This is a genomic window from Cellulosimicrobium arenosum (assembly GCF_014837295.1).
GTDB classification, from domain to species: domain Bacteria; phylum Actinomycetota; class Actinomycetes; order Actinomycetales; family Cellulomonadaceae; genus Cellulosimicrobium; species Cellulosimicrobium arenosum.
In genome coordinates, this window is sequence record NZ_JACYHB010000008.1 from 117704 (window position 1) to 134326 (window position 16623).

The window sequence follows — 16623 nt, forward strand, 5'->3', positions numbered from 1 at the left end:
TCCCGAGGACGTAGGTCTTTCCGGAGGTTAGCAGAATCCGTAGTCATCGGCAGGGTGAAATGCGGTGTATCGAGTGGGACCTACAGGTCGCCCTTCTTCTGCAGGTAGCGCATCGCGACCCAGCCGAACGGGATCCGGGCCCAGTACGTCGCCACGCGGAACAGCAGCGTCGCCGACGTCGCGAGCGCGACGGGCACCCCGGCGGTCGTGAGGCCCAGGGTGAGAGCAGCCTCGATGGCGCCGAGCCCGCCGGGAGTCGGGACGGCGGCACCGGCGGCGTTGCCGACGAGGTAGATCACGGCGACGTCCACGAGGGACAGCTCCTGGCCGAACGCGGCGAGCGCCGCGTCGAACGCGAGCACGTAGCCGAGCGTCATGATGACGTTGCCACCCAGCCCGACGGCGAGGCGTCCGGGCTGGCTGAGCATGTCCGACAGGCGCGGCCACACCTGCTGGATCGTGGGCCGGATCTTGGCGAGCACCCAGGTGCGCACCGCAGGCACGAGGAGGGTCGCGAGGACAGCCAGCGCGACGCCGCCGATCGCGAGCAGGACCGTCGTGGACGGGAGCTGGACGAGGCCACCGTCGCCGGTGAAGACCGACAGCACGACCAGGATGACGATCGTCACGATGAACTGTGACACCTGCACGAGCGCGACCGTGGCGACCGCGACCGGGGTCGCCACGCCGCGCTTGGTCAGCATCCGCAGGTTGAGCGCGGCCGGCCCGATGCCGGCGGGAGTGGCGAGCGCGACGAACGACCCGGCCGCCTGGGTGAGCGTCGCCCGCCACATGGGCAGGCGTGTCGACGAGAACGCGACGAACGTCAGCGCGGCCCCGATCCAGGTGAGGATGCCGAGCAGGAACGAACCCACGGCCCACCACGGGTTCGCCTCGGCGACCGCTGCGGTGACCTCCTCGAAGTTGATGGTCGTGACGATGACCGAGACGGCCACGATCGTCAGCGTGAGCATGATGACCGTGCGTGCGCCGAAGCGCGTGATGCGCTGCGGCTCGACGTCGGCCTCCGGGAGCCGTTCGACCAGCACCGCGCGCAGCTCCTTGAGCAGCTCCTTGTTCTGCCGCAGCTCGTCGCGGGTGCTGCGCGGCAGCGCGACGGACTGCAGGAGCGGGCCGATCGCGCCGATGTCCTCCTCGGGCAGGACGCTCACGGCCGACTCGACCGCGCGGCGGGCACCCACCCGCAGGGCGAGGAGCGCGACCATCTGGCTGAGGTCCATGCGGCGTGCCAGCTCGGACGACGCGATGTCGCCCTGCTCCCACCCGGTGAGCCACACCTGTGGCTCCGCGTCCTCGAGCGCGCGCCGGACGAGCACGACGTCGGACGTCAGCGCCCGGTGCGCCAGGCCGGCCGAGTGGGCCACCTGGATCTGGCGCCAGGCCTCGCCGAGCACGGCGTCGGTGAGCCGGTCGGCGGGCAGGTCGCGCAGCGACACCGCGCCGCCGGCGTGCTCGTGGACGAGCATGATCGAGTCGGCGGACTCGGCGACGCCGAGCAGCCGTGGCGCGCGCACCCCGGCCGCGCGCGCCGCGTAGGCGAGGAGCGCTGTGCGCTCGCCCGCGGCGCGCAGCGAGATGGCTGTCCGCCCCTCCAGGCCGCGCAGGCGCAGCGAGCGCCAGAGTCGGGTGAGGAACCCGACGACCTGCCGGTCGCCGTCGAGCACGACGACGTCCCGGCGGACCCCGTCCTCGTCGACCATCGCATAGACGCGGTTGTCGCCCTCGCCCGAGCGGGCGAGGGCCACCGCGGCCGGGTCCGACGCGGTGTCACGCCCGTCGCGGCCGTCGAGGACGCCGGACCTGTCGCCCGCGGTGGTCGCGTCCGAGCCCCGGAGGACCCCGACCTGCACCTCCGACGTGACGTGGCCGGCGGCGTCGACCTCGGTGACCGGGTCGTCGACCGCGTGGGCGCGCTCGTCGTCGGTGACGTCGCGCACGCGCACGAGGGTCGCGGGGGCGAAACCCGCCCGCCGCACGCCGGCGACCAGGTCCGGCCCGTAGGCCCGGTCGCTGCGGACACCTGACGCGTAGCGCACGAGCAGACCGGCCATGCGTCCGAGCAGGAGCGTGACGAGGATGCCGGGCAGGGACACCTGCCCCGTGATCAGGACGATGCCGATCGCGACCAGCAGCAGGTTCCACGACCACGCGACGGACCGGCGCCGGGTGCGGGTCCCCGCGGCGGTGAGCAGGCCGGCGATCGCGACGACGTAGCCGGGGACGGTGAGCCGCCACTCGCCCCGCGAGTAGACGGAGAGCCCGCGGACCAGCTCGGGCGAGCCCCACTGCTCGACGGCGAGCACGAAGACGACCCCGAGCAGCAGCCCGACCGCGGCCGCGGCGATCGCCTCGACGACCTGGCGCCCGAGCCGCCGGATCCCGAGCTCGATGAGCACCGCCGTCGGGATCGCGAGGGTGACGAGGCCCTCGAGGACGGCGACCGGGAAGATCAGGATGCGGGCGAGCAGCTGGCTGAAGCTCTGCACGTCCTGCGTCACGCCCGCCGTGGTGCCGTGCGCGAACACGGTCATGAACATGACGACGGCGACGCCGATCGCGCAGAGGACGAGGTTGACGACGTCGCTGGGGTGCCGCACGCGCTGCTCGGCGGTGTCGACGACGCGGACCGTCCCGGCGTCGGGCTCGTCGCGCCGTGCCATCAGGGCCTGGAGCGCGCCCGTGCGGGGGCGCGGCTCCGTGCCGTCGGACGGCGCGAGCGTCCCGACCTCGACCACCGAGCCGGACGGGCGGCGGCCGTCGTGGGGCTCGGTAGCGTGCTCGGGCATACGGCCGAGTCTAGGTGTGCGAGCCGCTGCCGGCCCGGAATTCCGCCGTGCCGTGCGCCACGCCCGCGCGTGCGCGTCGCTAGGGTGGCGGGATGGCGCTCCAGCGAGGCGACGCGATGTACGCCGTCCGGCCGGTCGTGCTCCTGGGTGGGCTCGTCGCGGTGTACTGCCTCGTGCCGGTGCGCCCGGAGTTCTCGATCCCGGCGGCGCTGACCGTCCTCGCCGCGAGCATCGTGCTGTTCGTGGTGGTCCTGGTGCGTCAGGAGCGGCGGATCGTCCGGGCGACGCGCCCGCTCATGGCGGCGGTCGAGGCGATCGTCATCCTGGTCTCGGTGTTCCTCGTCAGCTTCTCGCTCGTCTACGTCGGGCTGTCGGAGAGCGACGCCGGGTCGTTCACCGAGGCGGTGGACAAGCTCGACGCGGTCTACCTGTCCGTCACGGTGCTGACGACGACGGGGTTCGGCGACATCGCCGCGGTGAGCGCCCCGGCGCGTGTGGCGGTGACGGCGCACATGCTGGTCAACGTCACGCTGCTGGCGGTGGGGGTGCGGATGGTCACCCGGTCCGCGCAGCAGGCGCTCACGCGTCGCCAGGACGCCCGGCGGCAGGAGACCGGGTCCTGAGGGTGGAGCGGGCCCGGGCGGCGCGGGAGCCTGCGCAGGCGAATGCGCCCCAGCCGTTCCTAGGATAGGAGGGATGGCCCCACGGGGGCGACGGACGGCGACGACGCCGAGAGCACCGGAGGTGCGCATGGCACGACGTTCGAAGGACGAGGACCAGGGGAAGGCCGGGCGCGAGGTCGCCGACGGCACCGGTACGGATGCCACGGCCGAGCAGAAGGTCGAGGTGCGCAACCCGTTCCGGCGCGTGTGGTGGCTGCCGGTGGTGCGCGGTGTGCTGCTGGTCGTCCTCGGTCTGCTGCTGATGATCGAGCCCCTCGAGCAGCTCGAGGTGCTGCGCCTCGTGCTGGGCGCGTTCCTCGTCGCCGACGGCGTGCTGGTGGCCGTCCAGTGGTTCGCGCACCGTCGGCAGACGAGCTCGGCGTGGTGGCTCGCGCAGGCCGCGGTGAACATCGTGTTCGGCGTCGTGGTCGCGTTCTGGCCCGACCTGAACCCGACCGCGCTCTACTACGTGCTGTCCGTGTGGGTGCTGGTCCTGGGGATCGTCGCGATCGCCGGCGCCGCCGGTCTCACCCGCAACCGCGACCTGGGTGCCGCGTGGATGCTCGCGTTCGGCATCACGTCCACGCTGTTCGGCCTCCTGCTCCTGACCCGGCCGCTGGACTCCCTCGACGTGCTGCGCCTCGTGGTGATCGTCTTCGCGCTGTACGCGTTCGTCGCGGGCGCGATCCACGTCGTGTCCGGGTTCGCGGTGCGCGCGATCGCGCGCGAGCTCGGCGACCTGCGAGGTCAGGCCGAGGCGGCGGGCGTCGTCGTGACGGGCGGGTCCGTCCTCGGTTCCGCGGCCGCGCGGCCCGACGTCGCGGAGGCCGGTGCCGCCCGCGCGCCCGGCCCCGCCGCCGCCCCGGTTCCGGCAACCTGGCATGCCACGGAGCCGGACGCCGCGCCCGAACCGGCGCTCGCCCCCGGCACCGTGTCCGATCCGGCGTCCGCTCCGGACACCACGTCCGATCCGGCGCTCGCCCCGGACACCGCGCCGGAACCTGCGCGGAGCGCCGACACCCCGCCGCGGACCGATGCCGGCGCGTGGCCCGGGGAAGCCGCGGACGAGGCGCCCGGGTCGGGCGCCCGGCCGGGCTCGACGGGGGCACCGCCCGCGCGCTGAACGGGCCGCCCCTCGTCGTGGACTCCGGTGCTCGGGGAGCGGGCGGTGCGTCCGAGGCGGTCGCGCCCGTGGCGGAGCGGTGAAGATCCCGGTCAGGAACCGGGGCGTCGCGCGCGATGTGACCGCGACCGCGAGAAGGTCGTCGTGTGACGACGTCAGGGGACCGTCCCGACCGGGCAGCGCGCGTGTCGCGCGCACTGGCGGGCGTCGTCATCGGGTTCGTCGGGCTGGCCCTGGTCGGGCTGATCGTCGTCGTCATCGGGTACAACGTCCTCGTCAGCGGGTGGGCCGACCAGTACGACTCCGACGGACAGGTCGTGGTGGACGGCGGCTCGGGCGACCCCGCCGCGCTCGGCACCGACGCCGGGGAGGCCACGGACGTCGTCGGGCAGGGATCGGGTCCGGATGAAGGGTCGGGCCTGGACGCGTCGAACGAGGCCTACCGGCAGCGGGTCGGCACACCGGAGGGCGACGCCGAGGCGGCGCTCGCCCTCCCGGAGGTGCAGACCGCGCTGGACCCGCTCGCCGCGGGGGGCCCGGTCGACCGCGACGCGGTGGTGGCGGCGCTGGTCGGTGCCGGGTTCGACGGCGTGCAGGTCACGCCCGAGGAGTCGCCCCTCGGGACGCGCGCGACGTCGTTCGGCGTCGGGGTGGCGGTGCCCGGCGGGTGCGTGTTCGGCGAGGTAGCGCCCGCCGGCGTCACGCTCGAGGCGGGCGGCCCGATCGCCGACGGCGGGTGCCTCGAGATGCCGACGCACTGACCCGACCGGCGCACCGACCGGCCGGCTCACGATCGGCTCACGATCGGCTCAGGCGAGGCCCAGCGACTGCTTCCACTCCAGGGGCAGGAGCGCGTACCCGACGAACGCGACGACGTCGAGCAGGGTGTGCGCGACCACGAGCGGCATGACGCGCCGTCGTCCCCAGCGTGAGGTGTAGAACCACGAGAACACGACGCCCATGACGACGTTGCCGAAGAACGGCCCGATCCCCTGGTAGAGGTGGTAGGAGCCGCGCAGCAGCGAGCTCGCGACGACGAACTTCACGCGGCCCCAGCCGAGGTCGTGCGTGCGCTCGTACAGGTAGCCGACCGCGACGACCTCCTCGAGCAGCCCGTTCTGCAGGGCCGAGAGGATCAGCACCGGGACGGTCCACCACGCGGCGTCGAGCGCGGCGGCCTGGACCTCCACGGTGATGCCGACGGCCCGGCCGGCCAGGTAGAACGCCAGTCCCGGGATGCCGATCGCGGCGGCGAGCGCGAATCCCCAGCCGAGGTCGCGCCAGGGCCGCGCGAGGTCGAGGCCGATCGCGCGGACCGCCGAGCGCCCGCGCGCGCTGAGCAGGTAGAGCGCGAGCGCGACGGGAAGCACGGCGAAGAAGATCCCGACGACCTGGTACGTCAGGTCGAGGTACGGGCGCGCGGACTGGCTGACGTTGAGGCTCGCGGACTGGTCGCGCAGCGGGGTGTCCGCGGTGAGCCGCGCGACGATCGCGATGATCGCGTAGACGGCGGACTTGCCCAGGCTCAGGCCGAGGACGATCCAGATCTCGGCGCCGATGCGGCGGCGGGCAGGACGGTCGAGGGCGACGGCGGGCTGCGCGGACCGGGCGGACGGCGCGGGTGGGACGGACTGGGCGGACACCGTCCGGTTATAGCACCGCCGCCCGGACCGGGCCTGAAGAGGCTCACCCCGCTCGGGGTGGACGACCCGGTCGGCGTGGCGGGCGGACGTCGCGGGGAAGGCGGTGCGCGTCGGCCAGGGCGCGGCGCAGCAGCAGCTCCATCTGGGCGTTGACGCTGCGCAGGTCGTCCGCGGCCCAGCGTGCCAGCGCGTCGTGGACCGCCGGGTCCAGGCGCAGGAGCACGGACTTGCGCTGTGCCCTGCGTGGCGGGGGCCCGTCCGGCTCGTCGCCCTGCCCTGCGGGCACGCCGCTGCCCGACGACGCGGCGGGGGCGTCGTCGGGCAGCTCGGGTTCCTCGGTCGGGGCTGGCGTCACTGGTAGAGGGAACCCGCGTTGACGATCGGCGTGGCGCGGTTGTCGCCGCACAGCACGACGAGGAGGTTGGAGACCATCGCGGCGCGACGCTCGTCGTCGAGCGTGACGACGGACTTCTCCTCGAGGCGGTGGAGCGCGTCCTCGACCATCGACACCGCGCCCTCGACGATGCGCGAGCGGGCCGCGATGATCGCACCGGCCTGCTGGCGCTGGAGCATGGCCTGGGCGATCTCGGGGGCGTACGCGAGGTTGGAGATGCGGGCCTCGATGACCTCGACCCCGGCGACGACGACGCGCTCGGCGACCTCCGCGGCGATCTCCGCGGACACGACCTCGGTCGCACCGCGCAGCGACTCCTCGCCGGCGTCGGCGTCGTCGTACGGGTGGGACATCGCGACGTGGCGCAGCGCGGACTCGGACTGCACGATGACGAAGTCGTCGTAGTCCTCGACGGCGAAGCTCGCCTTCGCGGTGTCGGCGACCTGCCACACGACGATGGCCGCGATGTTGATCGGGTTGCCGTCGGCGTCGTTGACCTTGAGCTCGCTCGTCTCGAAGTTCCGCACCCGCACGGACACCCTGCGGCGGGTCGTCAGCGGCACGGTGACCATGAGTCCGGTGCGGCGGATCGTGCCCAGGTAGCGCCCGAAGAGCTGGACGACGAGCGTCTCGCCCGGGCTGATGACGGACACGCCCGTGCCCGCGACGACGCCGAGGACGACCACGACGACCCCGAGCACGACGAGTGCGGGGGCGCCGGTCGCGCACAGCACGACGCCGCCCACGACGAGGACCGCCGCGAGGAGGATGGCGAGGACGGCGCCGCCGGCGCCGAACGCCCACGCCGGTCGTTCCGTCACGTCGACGCGGGTCCCGGCGTGGCCCACGGGCCGTCCGGTGGGCTCTCCGCCGACGGACTCCTGCGGCGGGGCGGTCTCGGTCATGGCGTCGTCCTCTCGTGCGGCACTCGCCGCGGCCGGTGGCTGGGATATCAAAGTGATATCACATTAGCGTGGCCGGGAGCGATCCGGACGCGGCCCAGGGTGTCCGCCAGGAACTTCGCGACGCGGGGGTTGTGCACGGGTGACGACTGTGCCAGGCTGTACAAACAGGTTTGCACCACAAACTACTCTGCTCATATCGACAACTCCTCAGCGAGGTCATGCGACATGTCCACGGATCCCGGACCTGCTCCGGACGGCGAGCACGCCGCCGACGGCGCCGACCCCACCTTCGACCCGGCCGCGACGCTGCGTCTCATCCGTGAGCAGCAGGACCGTGCGCGCGCCGCGACCGAGCCGGACGGCCGCCTGCTCTACCTCGCGTGGGGCCTCTCGTGGGGCGTCGGCTACCTGTGCCTCTATCTCAGCGCCGGTGCCACCGGGAAGCCCCCGGCGTGGGCGTTCTGGGTGTTCGCCGGCGCGATCGTGGCGGCCGTCGCGTTCACGATCGTGCACACCGTCACCCGCACGGCCGGGACGCGGGGCGTGAGCGCCCGCACGGGTGCGATGTACGGGTGGTCGTGGATGCTCGGGTTCCTCACGTTCGGGGTCGTCATCGGGGGCCTCGGGCGCGCCGGAGCGTCCGACGAGGTGATCGCGCTCGCGAGCAACGCGTTCGCGTGCGTCGTCGTCGGTCTGCTCTACCTCGGGGGTGCTGCCGCGTTCCAGGACACCCGGTTGTTCGTCCTGGGCGTCTGGATCCTCGTCGTCGCCGCGGTCGCCACGTTCGCGGGCCTGCCGCTCACGTACCTCGTGATGGCCGCCCTCGGCGGAGGCGGGTTCCTCGTCATGGGAGCGATCGAGCAGGTGCTGCTGGTCCGACGCCGCGCACGCCCGGCTCCCGGGACCGTGTCGCGTCCGGGGGAGGCGGGCGGTGCCTGACGTCGACCTCGATCCTGTCATCCACGCACCGGCACGGCTTCGGGTCGTCGCGACCCTCGCCGCGCTGTCGACCGGGGACGAGCTGTCGTTCCCCACGCTGCAGAAGCTGCTCGCCATGACGGCCGGCAACCTGTCGACCCACCTGCGCAAGCTCGAGGACGCCGGCTACGTCCGCGTCACCAAGACCCACGAGGGCCGCACGCCCGCGACCTACCTCGCCCTCACGCCACGCGGCCGGGCCGCGTTCGAGGACTACACGACCGCCCTGAACACCCTCCTGAGAGGAGCCGGAGCATGAGCTCCCAGCGAACCGGACCCAGCCCGACCAGCCCGACGAGCCCGAGCAGGCGACCCGGCCACGCGGCGTCGGGCAGCTCCACCGCCGTCGTGGCCGCGGACCAGGTGACCCGCCGCTTCGGCAGCGTCGTCGCGCTCGACGACGTGTCCCTGACCGTCGAGCCGGGCGAGCTCGTCGGGCTGCTCGGGCCCAACGGCGCGGGCAAGTCCACGCTGCTCTCCCTGATCAGCGGGCAGCGCAAGCCCGACGCCGGGACGGTCCGGCTGTTCGGCGGCGACCCGCGCGACGCGCGCAGCCGCGTCGGGCTCGGCCTGACCCCGCAGGAGACCGGGCTGCCCGCGACGCTCAAGGTGCGGGAGGTGGTCGACTTCGTCGGCGGCCACTACCCGGGCCCGATCCCGACCGCGCAGCTGCTCGACCAGTTCGGCCTCGGCGAGCTCGCCGACCGTCAGACGGGCGCGATGTCGGGAGGGCAGAAGCGGCGTCTCGCGGTCGCGCTGTCCCTCGTGGGCCGGCCGCGCGTCGTGCTGCTCGACGAGCCGACCACCGGTCTCGACGTCGGCGCGCGCCAGGCGCTGTGGGACGCGATCCGCACCTACCACGGCGAGGGCGGGACCGTGCTGCTCACGAGCCACTACCTCGAGGAGGTGCAGGCGCTCGCGGAGCGCGTCGTCGTCATCGACGAGGGCGTGGTGCGGGCCGACGACTCGCTCGACGGGATCCTGCGGCGCGTGTCGCTGCGCCGCGTGCTGGTGCGCTCGTCGGCGGACCTGTCCGCACGCCCGGGTGTCGTGCGGTCCGAGCGGCGCGACGACCGCGGCAAGCAGGAGCTGTACACCCCCGACGCGGACGCCCTGGTCCGCGACCTCGTCACGTCGGGCGTCGACTTCCGGGACCTGGAGATCCGCGGGGCAAGCCTCGAGGAGGCGTTCGAGCAGATGGTCGCGGGAGACTCCCGGAAGGTGTCAGCGCCCGCTGACTCCCCAGGTTCACGCAGTGCTGACAGCTCGACGGAGGACGCACGATGAGCGCGACGACGACGACGGCGGGATCCGCCAAGAAGGGCGCGGCGCTGCCGACCCCGGCGCGGCTCACCTGGCTGCACCTGAAGTACCAGTTCCTCGAGACCGTGCGGGTGCCGATCGCGGTGCTCGGCAACCTGCTCTTCCCGGCGCTCGCGATGTTCTTCTTCGTCGTGCCGCAGAAGGAGGTCGCGGGCGACCCGGTCGCGGCGACGACGGCGGTCGCGTCGCTCGGTCTGTTCGCGATCTGCTCCGCGAGCCTGTTCACCTACGGGCTGGGTGTCGCCGAGGACCGCCAGCTCCCGTTCGACCCGTTCCTGCGGTCGCTGCCCGCGGGGCCGGCGCCCCGCATGATCGCCCGGGTGCTCAACGGCGGGATCTTCTCGCTGTTCGGGCTCGTGCCGCTCATCCTCATCGGGTGGCTGTTCACGTCCGCGGCGGTGACCTGGTCCCAGCTCCTCGCGGGCGTCGGGACGGTCCTGCTCGTGTCGGTGCCGTTCGTGCTGCTCGGGATGGCGGTCGGCTACTCGCTGTCCGCGAAGGCCGCGCTGCCCGTGGTGCAGGTCATCCTGTTCCCGCTCGCGTTCGCCGGCGGCCTGTTCCTCCCGCCGTTCCTCTTCCCGCCGTGGCTCGACGCGATCTCGATGGCGACGCCGACGCGCGCCGGCCGCGACCTGCTCGTCCAGGCGCTCACGGGCGAGCCTGCGTACGGCCTGGCGTGGCCGGTGCTGATCGGCTGGACGGTGCTGTTCGCCGCCCTGGCGGTCGGCGCCTACCGTCGCGACGAGGGCCGCCGCTTCCGCTGACCCGATCCCTCGCCGTCGAACACGACATGAGCGTCGCCGACGACGTCAGAACGACCCTCATGACGTGTTCGACGCCGGGGGTGGGGGGGTGGGGGGTGGGACAGGTGTGCGGGGCCGGCCGCTTCCTGACCGGCCTCGCGCACCTCGCCCCCCGTCACCGTGGTCGCACGGACCAGCTTCACGTCGTGCGCGGTGAACGCCCGCTCGTCGTGGTCCGTGAGATCGGCGGGGAACGTGTCGCCGAGCAGCAGGTGGTCCCAGCGCTCGACGGTCTCGTCGATCGCAGGCCGGGTCGTCGCTGCCCGCTGATCTCGAACATGGCCGAGCGGCGCGTGCCGCTCAGATCGTGACGACGGAGCCGGCGTCGACCCGGTAGCTCGACCCGATGACGTAGCTCGCGCGCGCCGAGCACAGGAACGCGGTTGCCGCCGCGACCTCCTCGGGCCGCCCGCGTCGCTCCACCTCGATGGACGGTCGCGACGCGTCCTTCGATGCCCAGGTCCACGGGTGCTCCCCTCGTCGTGTGCCGCCATCGTGGGCAGACGCCGCGGGGCTCGCACCCTGGACCGTGCCGTGGGCGCTCAGCCCGCCCGGCGCAGGCGCAGCGAGTTCCCGACGACGAGGACCGAGCTCGCCGCCATCGCCGCACCCGCGATCATCGGGTTGAGCAGCCCGGCGGCCGCGAGCGGGATCGCTGCGACGTTGTACGCGAACGCCCAGAACAGGTTCTGCTTGATGACGCGCAGCGTCCCGCGCGAGAGCCGGATCGCGGTGGCCGCGCTGCGCAGGTCGCCCCGCACGAGCGTGAGGTCGCTCGCCTCGATCGCGACGTCGGTGCCCGTGCCCATCGCGAGCCCGAGGTCGGCGGTGGCGAGGGCGGCGGCATCGTTCACGCCGTCCCCGACCATCGCCACGACCCGGCCCTCGCGCTGGAGGCCGGCGACGACGTCGACCTTCTGCTCCGGGCGGACCCGCGCCGTGACGTCCGAGTCCGCGATCCCGACGGCGCGTGCCGCCTCCCGCGCCGCACCCTCGCCGTCCCCGGTGAGCAGGTAGGGCCGCAGGCCGAGCGCCGTGAGCTCGGCGACCGCCTCGCGTGACGTGGGCTTCACCGGGTCGCGCAGCACGAGGACCGCGCGGGCGCGGCCGCCCCACGCGACGACGACGGCGCTCGCCCCCCTGCGCTCGGCGTCGGCGAACGCGTCGTCGAGCTCGGTCGGTGTCGCGACCGACTGGCCGGCGAGCCACGCGGGCTGTCCCACGAGCACGCGCCGCGCGTTCAGCCCGCCGTCGCCCGAGCCGAGCGAGAGGCCGGAGTGCGCGGTCCGCACGACGGCCTCGACCCCGCCCCCGGCCGTGCTCCGAAAGTCGAACGCCTGCAACGAACCGACGCCGACCCGGTCGCTGCCGACAGCCCCGCCGGAGCTGTCAGCGCCTGGTGAGCCCCCGGGCTCACGAGACGCTGACAGGTCGCGGGCGGCGGCGGCGATCGCGCGCGCGATCGGGTGCTCGCTCAGCGACTCGACCGCGCCCGCGTGGCGCAGCGCGTCCTCCGCGTCGTGGTCAGCAGGCGGTGACTCCCCGGGGTCACGGGGCGCTGACAGGTCGAGGGTGCCCGACGGCGTCACGACCCGTTCCAGCGCCATCGCGCCCTGGGTCACGGTGCCCGTCTTGTCGAGCACGACCGTGTCCACGCGGCGGGTCGACTCCAGGACCTCCGGTCCCTTGATGAGCACGCCGAGCTGCGCACCGCGCCCGGTCCCGACGAGCAGCGCCGTCGGCGTCGCGAGGCCCAGCGCGCACGGGCACGCGATGATCAGCACGGCGACGGCGGCGGTGAACGCGAACTGTGCGCCCGCACCGGCGAGCAGCCAGCCCGCGAGCGTCGCCACGGCGAGCACCAGCACGACCGGCACGAACACCGCCGAGATCCGGTCCGCGAGGCGCTGCACGGGTGCCTTGCCCGTCTGCGCCCGGGACACGAGCCGACCGATCTGTGCGAGCGTCGTCTCCTCGCCGACGCGCGTGGCACGGACCAGCAGCGCGCCCGAGGTGTTGACCGTCGCGCCCGTGACGTCGTCGCCGGGGGCGACGTCCACCGGGACCGGCTCGCCCGTGAGCAGCGACGTGTCGACGGCGCTCGTGCCCTCGACGACGACCCCGTCCGTCGCGACCTTGTCCCCGGGACGCACGACGAACAGGTCGTCGACCCCCAGGGCGGCGACCGGGACGCGCTCGGTGACGCGTGCGCCGTCGGGCCCCGTGCGCGGCGAGCCGTCCGGGGCGAGCAGCACCCGCTCCGCCTCCTTGGCGCCCAGCTCGAGCAGCGACCGCAGCGCGTCGCCCGCGCGGCGCCGGGAGCGGTGCTCCGCGTACCGGCCGGCGAGCAGGAAAGTCGTGACGACCGCGGCGACCTCGAAGTACAGCTCCGGGGCGCCGTCGTGCCCGCGGGACGGGATCAACGACGGCTGCATGCGCATCCCGATCTCGCCCGCCCCGCCCAGGAGCAGGGCCCACGCCGACCAGAGCGTCGCCGCGACCACGCCGATCGAGACGAGCGTGTCCATCGTCGACGCCCCGTGCCGGGCCGCGCGGAACGCGGCCGTGTGGAACGGCCACGCCGCCCAGGTCACGACGGGCAGGGCCAGCGCCGCGACCACCCACTGCCACCCCGGGAGCTGCAGCGCGGGGATCATCGACAGGGCGACCACGGGAACCGTGAGCACGGCGGCGACGCGCAGGCGCCGGAGCAGGTCCGCGCCGCGGCTGCGCGTCGGCGCGGACGTGTCGGGGTCGTCCGGCGGATCGGTCGGGGATGCGGCCGGGGCCGGGCGCAGCTCGCGGCGGGTCGTGACGCGAGCGCGGTAGCCCGCCTTCTCGACGGCGGCGACCAGGTCCGCGTCGTCGACCGTGCCGGCGAGCGTGACGTGCGCGCTCTCGAGCGGCAGGTTGACGGTCGCCGTGGCGCCGTCGACGTGGTTGAGGCGCTTCTCGACGCGCGCGACGCACGACGCGCAGGTCATCCCCTCGATCGCGAGGTCGACCTCGGCGAGCGGCTGGGGGTCGAGCGGGCGGGACCGGTCAGCGGTCTGCTCGGCAGGGACGGTCATGGTGACTCCTCGAAGGTTCGCGTGGTGTCACCGGCGCGGTCCGGGGTGGCGGACGGCACGGCGTGGGCGCCCCTCGGGGCGCGGCGCGAAGGACCCGGGTCGCGGTGGCGACGGTAGGCGGGTGGTCCGCGAGGGTGCACACGTGGTGCAGGGCTGTGCAGATCGGTGCAGATCGGTGCGGGTGCGCCGAGGGCGCTGCGGTCAGCCCTCGGTGTGGATGGAGAGGTCGTGCGCCGCCTGCTTCTCCGCGGACTGCTCGCGGTACTGCGTCGCGAGCGCGTCCTGCTGGACCTCGATCGTCGCGACCTCATAGCCGGCCTCGGCGATCGCCCCGCGCAGAGCGGCCTCGTCGAGCGGGTCGTCGGAGAACACGGTGACCTCGGACGCCTCGCCGACCCGCAGCTCGATGCTGACGTTCTCGACGCCGTCGACGGACTCGACGGCCGTCGTCACGTGCGACACGCAGTTGGCGCAGGTCATGCCGGTGACGCCCACGGTCGTGACGGTGCTCATGGTTCTCCTCGGGTGTTCGGTGCCCCGGCGGACCGGGTGGCGGGTCGGTTCGGAACTGTCAGCTGCGGACGAGGCGCGCGATCGCGTTCGCGGCCTCGCGGACCTTGGCGGCGCCCTCGTCGTCGGACCGCTTCGCGGCGTCGACGACGCAGTGCCCGAGGTGGTCCTCGACGAGGCCGATGCTCACGGCCTGGAGCGCCTTGGTCACGGCGGAGACCTGGGTGAGGACGTCGATGCAGTACACGTCCTCCTCGATCATCCGCGCGATGCCGCGGACCTGCCCCTCGATGCGTCGCATCCGCTTGAGGTACGCCTGCTTGTCGGAAGCGTATCCGTGCGGACCGGAGTGGTCGACGTGCTCGGTGTCGGCGAGCTCGACCACGACGCCCTGGGTCGTGCCGTCCATGTCCCCTCCAGAGGCCGAAGGTGTTGGCTCGACCATACCCCTAGGGGGTACCTCCGTCAAGGGTGCAGAGTCACGGGAGGGTCACGATTCTCCGTTCGACGGGCAATGCCTCGGCGTTCGACCTAGCGTCCCAGGCATGACCGGTCGACGACGGCAGGCGGTGCGCAAGGGGGCCAGGGCGGTCCTCGTCGGCGCGGCGCTCGCTGCCGGAGCCGTCGTCGGAGCGCCGCCCGCGAGCGCGTGCGCGTGCGGTGCCGTGGTCGACAGCGCCGCGTACGAGTCGGCCGTCACCGCGGAGACCGCAGCGCTGCTGTGGGACGGCGAGACCGAGACCGTGCTGCTCGAGCTGGCCGCGTTCTCCACGGCACCGGAGGTCGGTCTGCTCCTGCCCACGCCGGCGCCGGCCGAGGTCGCCCTCGCCGACCCGGAGATCTTCCGAGAGCTCGACGAGGTCACCGCGCCGCGACCCGTCGTGTCCGAGCACCGGTGGTGGCCGGAGCTGTCCTTCGGGCTCGAGGACGGCTCCGCGGGCGGCGCACCCTCGGTCGCGGTGCTCGACGAGGTGCGTCTCGGACCGCTCGACGTCACGACCCTCGCAGCGACGGACGCGAAGGCGCTCCGGTCCTGGCTCGCGGAGCGCGAGTTCGAGCTCTCGCCGTCGATCGAGAAGGCTCTCGCCCCGTACGTCGAGGAGAAGTGGTCGTTCGTCGCCGCGCGCCTCGCGCCCGAGGCGGCCGGCCAGCTCGACGGGACCCTGCAGCCGCTGCGCGTCACGTTCCCCAGCGACACCCTCGTGTACCCGATGCGGATGTCGTCGGCCGCCTCTGCCGAGCAGCGCACGCGCACCTACGTCCTCGCGGACCACCGCATGAACCGTTCCGACGAGACGGCAAGGACCACCGCGCCCGAGGTGCGGTACGCGGGCCGGGTGGACGCGGGCTCCGTCCGCTCGGCCGAGCTCGCGGCCCTGCTCGCGCAGGGGCCGTACGTCACGGCGTACGAGCAGACCTTCACCGACCCGGGCGCCGAGATCGTCTCCGACTTCACCTTCGCGCAGGCGCCCACCGACGCGACCGTCGCGCACTCGTACGCCGTCGTCGTCGACAAGCGGGTCGGCCCGTTCCTCGCCGGGCCGGTCCTCGCGTTCGGCGGGGTGCTGGTGCTCGCCGCGCTCCTCGTGTGGGGGTCGCGTCGTCACCGCGCCGCGCTCCGCGTCCCCGCCGTGCACCGGCCCGTCCGGGCCTGACGTGCGCGTCGCCGCGACAGCGCGCGCCTCGAGGTGTTACATGAGGACCGAAACGCCCGTCGACGGGACGGCCGGCTCGACTCGCTGACCGATCCTCGCCACCGATCCGCCCCAGCGATCCGCCCAGGAGCCACGATGACCCAGGACCCGATCCTCTCCGCGTTCTCGACCACGGCCAAGCAGGTCTGGTACTGGCCGCTGATCCGTGGCGTGGTCGCGATCGCGCTCGGCATCGTCGCGATCGCCTGGCCCGGCATCACCGCGGCCGCCCTCATCTGGGTGATCGGCATCTTCGCGGTCGTCGACGGCATCCTGGAGATCGTCGAGGGCATCCGTCGCCGCGGCACTGGTGGTGCCACGGCGCTGCTCGTGACGATGGGCGTGCTCAGCCTCGCCGTCGGCATCCTGCTGCTCGTGTGGCCGGGGAAGACCGCCATCGTGCTGACCTGGATCGTCGGCTTCTGGCTGGTCGTCTACGGCCTGTTCCAGTCGATCTCGAGCCTCGAGCTGCGCAAGGTCCCGGGCAGCGGCTGGGGATGGGGCGTCTTCGCGGGCGTGCTCGCGCTCGTCTTCGGCCTCCTCGTGCTGTTCAACGTCAACGCCGGGCTCGTCTCGATCGTGTGGCTCATCGCCGTCTTCACGATCATCTGGGGGATCATGCTCGTCGCGTTCGGCTTCCAGATCCGCAGCCTCGGCAAGCAGGCCGGCACCGCGGCCGCCCGGGGCTACTGACCCGACGGGCGCGCGGG

18 protein-coding genes are annotated in these 16623 nt (G+C 73.6%); 10 read left to right on the forward strand and 8 right to left on the reverse strand.

Annotated elements, in window-relative coordinates; all coding sequences use genetic code 11:
• Positions 1-80: 80 nt before the first annotated feature.
• On the reverse strand, positions 81-2807 hold the full coding sequence (locus IF651_RS11250; RefSeq protein WP_241744352.1) for a lysylphosphatidylglycerol synthase transmembrane domain-containing protein: 2727 nt from the start codon (positions 2805-2807) through the stop codon (positions 81-83).
• Between the two features lie 92 nt (positions 2808-2899).
• Here IF651_RS11250 and IF651_RS11255 point away from each other — a divergent pair, with 92 nt between their 5' ends.
• From IF651_RS11255 to IF651_RS11265, 3 genes are all read left to right on the forward strand, one after another.
• Positions 2900-3430 (forward strand): potassium channel family protein, encoded by a 531-nt coding sequence (locus IF651_RS11255; RefSeq protein ID WP_191829211.1) that lies wholly within the window; start codon positions 2900-2902, stop codon positions 3428-3430.
• 127 nt (positions 3431-3557) lie between these two features.
• On the forward strand, positions 3558-4592 hold the full coding sequence (locus IF651_RS11260; protein WP_191829212.1) for an HdeD family acid-resistance protein: 1035 nt from the start codon (positions 3558-3560) through the stop codon (positions 4590-4592).
• Between the two features lie 146 nt (positions 4593-4738).
• Positions 4739-5353, forward strand: a complete 615-nt coding sequence (locus IF651_RS11265) for a DUF6993 domain-containing protein (protein ID WP_191829213.1) — start codon at positions 4739-4741, stop codon at positions 5351-5353.
• 48 nt (positions 5354-5401) lie between these two features.
• On the opposite strand, the gene IF651_RS11270 is transcribed toward IF651_RS11265, so the two are convergent.
• Genes IF651_RS11270 through IF651_RS11280 form a run of 3 tightly spaced genes read right to left on the reverse strand, consistent with a single transcriptional unit; the run spans position 5402 to position 7534 of the window.
• Entirely contained in the window at positions 5402-6235 is an 834-nt protein-coding gene (locus tag IF651_RS11270; RefSeq protein ID WP_191829214.1) for a CPBP family intramembrane glutamic endopeptidase, read from the reverse strand.
• Positions 6236-6278: 43 nt separating this feature from the next.
• Positions 6279-6590 (reverse strand): toxin-antitoxin system HicB family antitoxin, encoded by a 312-nt coding sequence (locus IF651_RS11275; RefSeq protein WP_194720152.1) that lies wholly within the window; start codon positions 6588-6590, stop codon positions 6279-6281.
• Positions 6587-7534 carry an SPFH domain-containing protein gene (locus tag IF651_RS11280; RefSeq protein WP_191829215.1) on the reverse strand — a complete coding sequence of 316 codons (948 nt, stop codon included), beginning with the start codon at positions 7532-7534 and terminating at the stop codon, positions 6587-6589. The genes IF651_RS11275 and IF651_RS11280 overlap by 4 nt, the downstream gene beginning before the upstream one ends.
• Before the next feature lie 225 nt (positions 7535-7759).
• Here IF651_RS11280 and IF651_RS11285 point away from each other — a divergent pair, with 225 nt between their 5' ends.
• The 5 genes from IF651_RS11285 to IF651_RS11305 all read left to right on the forward strand — a co-directional run bounded on the left by IF651_RS11285 (position 7760) and on the right by IF651_RS11305 (position 10949).
• A complete protein-coding gene (locus tag IF651_RS11285; RefSeq protein ID WP_191829216.1) occupies positions 7760-8473 on the forward strand; it encodes a hypothetical protein in 714 nt (237 codons plus the stop codon).
• Positions 8466-8771 (forward strand): transcriptional regulator, encoded by a 306-nt coding sequence (locus tag IF651_RS11290; protein ID WP_191829217.1) that lies wholly within the window; start codon positions 8466-8468, stop codon positions 8769-8771. Before IF651_RS11285 ends, IF651_RS11290 begins: the two co-directional genes overlap by 8 nt.
• Positions 8768-9799, forward strand: a complete 1032-nt coding sequence (locus IF651_RS11295) for an ABC transporter ATP-binding protein (protein WP_191829218.1) — start codon at positions 8768-8770, stop codon at positions 9797-9799. Before IF651_RS11290 ends, IF651_RS11295 begins: the two co-directional genes overlap by 4 nt.
• Complete coding sequence (locus tag IF651_RS11300; protein WP_191829219.1) at positions 9796-10599, forward strand: ABC transporter permease; 804 nt, start codon at positions 9796-9798, stop codon at positions 10597-10599. Before IF651_RS11295 ends, IF651_RS11300 begins: the two co-directional genes overlap by 4 nt.
• 185 nt (positions 10600-10784) lie before the next feature.
• Positions 10785-10949 (forward strand): hypothetical protein, encoded by a 165-nt coding sequence (locus tag IF651_RS11305; RefSeq protein ID WP_191829220.1) that lies wholly within the window; start codon positions 10785-10787, stop codon positions 10947-10949.
• Here the strand turns inward: IF651_RS11305 and IF651_RS11310 are convergent.
• The 4 genes from IF651_RS11310 to IF651_RS11325 form a co-directional block, all read right to left on the reverse strand.
• Positions 10939-11184 (reverse strand): SDR family oxidoreductase, encoded by a 246-nt coding sequence (locus tag IF651_RS11310; protein WP_191829269.1) that lies wholly within the window; start codon positions 11182-11184, stop codon positions 10939-10941. The genes IF651_RS11305 and IF651_RS11310 overlap by 11 nt on opposite strands.
• On the reverse strand, positions 11181-13709 hold the full coding sequence (locus IF651_RS11315) for a heavy metal translocating P-type ATPase (protein ID WP_191829221.1): 2529 nt from the start codon (positions 13707-13709) through the stop codon (positions 11181-11183). The genes IF651_RS11310 and IF651_RS11315 overlap by 4 nt, the downstream gene beginning before the upstream one ends.
• 201 nt (positions 13710-13910) lie before the next feature.
• Positions 13911-14222, reverse strand: a complete 312-nt coding sequence (locus IF651_RS11320) for a heavy-metal-associated domain-containing protein (protein WP_191829222.1) — start codon at positions 14220-14222, stop codon at positions 13911-13913.
• Positions 14223-14280: 58 nt separating this feature from the next.
• On the reverse strand, positions 14281-14628 hold the full coding sequence (locus IF651_RS11325; RefSeq protein ID WP_191829223.1) for a metal-sensitive transcriptional regulator: 348 nt from the start codon (positions 14626-14628) through the stop codon (positions 14281-14283).
• 136 nt (positions 14629-14764) lie between these two features.
• Between IF651_RS11325 and IF651_RS11330 the strand changes: the two genes are divergently transcribed.
• Both IF651_RS11330 and IF651_RS11335 read left to right on the forward strand, forming a co-directional pair.
• Positions 14765-15874 carry a DUF2330 domain-containing protein gene (locus tag IF651_RS11330; protein WP_191829224.1) on the forward strand — a complete coding sequence of 370 codons (1110 nt, stop codon included), beginning with the start codon at positions 14765-14767 and terminating at the stop codon, positions 15872-15874.
• 135 nt (positions 15875-16009) lie between these two features.
• Entirely contained in the window at positions 16010-16606 is a 597-nt protein-coding gene (locus IF651_RS11335; RefSeq protein ID WP_191829225.1) for an HdeD family acid-resistance protein, read from the forward strand.
• Positions 16607-16623 lie beyond the last annotated feature (17 nt).

What these genes read in the sequence shown, in the direction of transcription:
- IF651_RS11335 (WP_191829225.1), top strand. Translation starts at nt 16,010, where the DNA reads ATGACCCAGGACCCGATCCTCTCCGCGTTCTCGACCACGGCCAAGCAG.
- IF651_RS11325 (WP_191829223.1), bottom strand. Translation starts at nt 14,628, where the DNA reads ATGGACGGCACGACCCAGGGCGTCGTGGTCGAGCTCGCCGACACCGAG.
- IF651_RS11255 (WP_191829211.1), top strand. Translation starts at nt 2,900, where the DNA reads ATGGCGCTCCAGCGAGGCGACGCGATGTACGCCGTCCGGCCGGTCGTG.
- IF651_RS11320 (WP_191829222.1), bottom strand. Translation starts at nt 14,222, where the DNA reads ATGAGCACCGTCACGACCGTGGGCGTCACCGGCATGACCTGCGCCAAC.
- IF651_RS11260 (WP_191829212.1), top strand. Translation starts at nt 3,558, where the DNA reads ATGGCACGACGTTCGAAGGACGAGGACCAGGGGAAGGCCGGGCGCGAG.
- IF651_RS11330 (WP_191829224.1), top strand. Translation starts at nt 14,765, where the DNA reads ATGACCGGTCGACGACGGCAGGCGGTGCGCAAGGGGGCCAGGGCGGTC.
- IF651_RS11315 (WP_191829221.1), bottom strand. Translation starts at nt 13,709, where the DNA reads ATGACCGTCCCTGCCGAGCAGACCGCTGACCGGTCCCGCCCGCTCGAC.
- IF651_RS11285 (WP_191829216.1), top strand. Translation starts at nt 7,760, where the DNA reads ATGTCCACGGATCCCGGACCTGCTCCGGACGGCGAGCACGCCGCCGAC.
- IF651_RS11280 (WP_191829215.1), bottom strand. Translation starts at nt 7,534, where the DNA reads ATGACCGAGACCGCCCCGCCGCAGGAGTCCGTCGGCGGAGAGCCCACC.
- IF651_RS11250 (WP_241744352.1), bottom strand. Translation starts at nt 2,807, where the DNA reads ATGCCCGAGCACGCTACCGAGCCCCACGACGGCCGCCGCCCGTCCGGC.
- IF651_RS11295 (WP_191829218.1), top strand. Translation starts at nt 8,768, where the DNA reads ATGAGCTCCCAGCGAACCGGACCCAGCCCGACCAGCCCGACGAGCCCG.
- IF651_RS11300 (WP_191829219.1), top strand. Translation starts at nt 9,796, where the DNA reads ATGAGCGCGACGACGACGACGGCGGGATCCGCCAAGAAGGGCGCGGCG.